Source organism: Waterburya sp. (genome assembly GCF_058530065.1).
In genome coordinates this window covers 1-1,619 of the sequence record NZ_JBZNBU010000090.1, presented here as the reverse complement: position 1 = coordinate 1,619, position 1,619 = coordinate 1, and the positions used below count along the sequence as shown (strand labels likewise).

Here is a 1,619-nt window from a genome sequence, read left to right as displayed (position 1 = left end):
TGCTTGTTTGGGTTCGTTTAAAGGATTTGGCGATCGCCAAGAATTCTACTGTCTATCAGCTAAAAAATGGTCTTCTCGATCGCTACTTAATTCAACAACTGGAAAATCCTTCTATCAAGATGGCTCTTGCGTAAGTCCTATTTATTTTACTTACTTAACATTGAAGAAGTAGAACAGTTTTTGGCGGGCGATCGCCAAAAATTGCTGAGAATGGAAATAGATTTGGCATACATTAGAAACTTGGCTACGGAATCAAACACCGTACCCAAAAAGCTACGAGCGTTAATTGAAGATAAAAATCCTCAACGATTTCACCTAAATGTCGGGGGTATAACTACCCAGATGCAAATTATTGTGCAACAAATTTGGCAGCATCCCTATCAGGGTACGATCGCTCGGATGTATTTAGAAGGCAAGGTTTTGGAACTATTAGCGTTGCAACTATCGCAGTTATCAGAATCAAAATCCAATGCATCTAAATTTACTTTACATTCCAAAAGTATCGATCGCATTTATCAAGCCAGAGATATCTTAGCGTCTCGTTTAGAAAATCCCCCCTCAATCTCGGAATTAACCGAGCAAATAGGACTATGCGATCGCACTTTACGACGTGGCTTTCGCGAACTATTCGGTACGACGGTTATCGGCTATCTTACTTTACTGCGAATAAAACAAGCAGAACAATTATTGAGGGAAGGAAAACTAAGCGTTGGGGAAGTTGCTAATTTAGTCGGATATTCCCACTTAGGTCATTTTAGTGCTGCTTTTAAACGTCAGTTTGGCATTACACCCAGTCAGTGTTTGGCAGGGAAAAATCTTTCTAAAATCTAAAATTAATTGGAACTATTCCTGTTTTGGGATCGCGATTCCGTTTTTTGGATAGACAACTAGATCGCGATTTCTATAGACTACTCCTCATCTAGTTATTAAGAATATTTCTAAATAAGGCGGTTATCCGTCTAGTCTGAGGAGCAAGAATGAAATTATTATCGGTATTGTTATCCGTTGCAGGTGTTTCGGGTTTGGTTTTGGTTTGTCCCGCTTTGGGAGCTCTAAAGGATACCGCTCCGCTCAGTGAAAAGGAGATGGGGAGACAAGGAGAAACTACGCAGGTAGTCAATTCTTCCCCAAGTCACTCATCTATAGATCTACTGGCTCAAGGTGTTACTCGCGTTACTGGGGTAGAGATTACCCAAACTGAAAATGGATTGGAGTTGATTTTAGAAACCGTAGCGGGAAGCGAACAATTAGTGCCGTTGATTGTACCTGAAGGAAATAATTTAGTCATCGATATTCTGGATGCAACTTTAGCTTTACCACTCACCGTTCGCTTAAATCGAAGGAGTACAGTGGGCAAAAAAAGGTTAAAATCCTTGTGTAGTAAAGTGTTGGACAAGAAGGAGTCGATTAATTACGGCACAAACACAGTCAGAACGAATAGACGATCTCCCCTTAATTATCTATTGGTTAACACAAATGAAGATTGCGTCAATCATAGATAATCACCTAGCATCCCCTCATGGCAATCGTCAAGGATTAAGTTATGGGGAACTAGCGGTATTATTATTGACTTATATTGTGAGTGAAGCTGACCATAGAATTTGTTGCCTAGAAACATG

2 protein-coding genes and 1 pseudogene are annotated in these 1,619 nt (G+C 40.0%); all 3 read left to right on the top strand.

The window, feature by feature from the left end; genetic code table 11:
- Positions 1 to 134: pseudogene (locus tag AC33VI_RS06025) on the top strand (IS701 family transposase); the annotation flags it as partial.
- Complete coding sequence (locus AC33VI_RS06020) at positions 127 to 831, top strand: helix-turn-helix transcriptional regulator (RefSeq protein WP_491781364.1); 705 nt, start codon at positions 127 to 129, stop codon at positions 829 to 831. The pseudogene AC33VI_RS06025 and the gene AC33VI_RS06020, both read left to right, overlap by 8 nt.
- Before the next feature lie 146 nt (positions 832 to 977).
- Positions 978 to 1,502, top strand: a complete 525-nt coding sequence (locus tag AC33VI_RS06015) for an AMIN domain-containing protein (RefSeq protein WP_491781363.1) — start codon at positions 978 to 980, stop codon at positions 1,500 to 1,502.
- The last annotated feature ends 117 nt before the right edge of the window (positions 1,503 to 1,619 follow it).

Excerpts from the sequence above, each read along its gene's own strand:
- AC33VI_RS06015 (WP_491781363.1), top strand. The coding sequence starts at position 978 with ATGAAATTATTATCGGTATTGTTATCCGTTGCAGGTGTTTCGGGTTTG.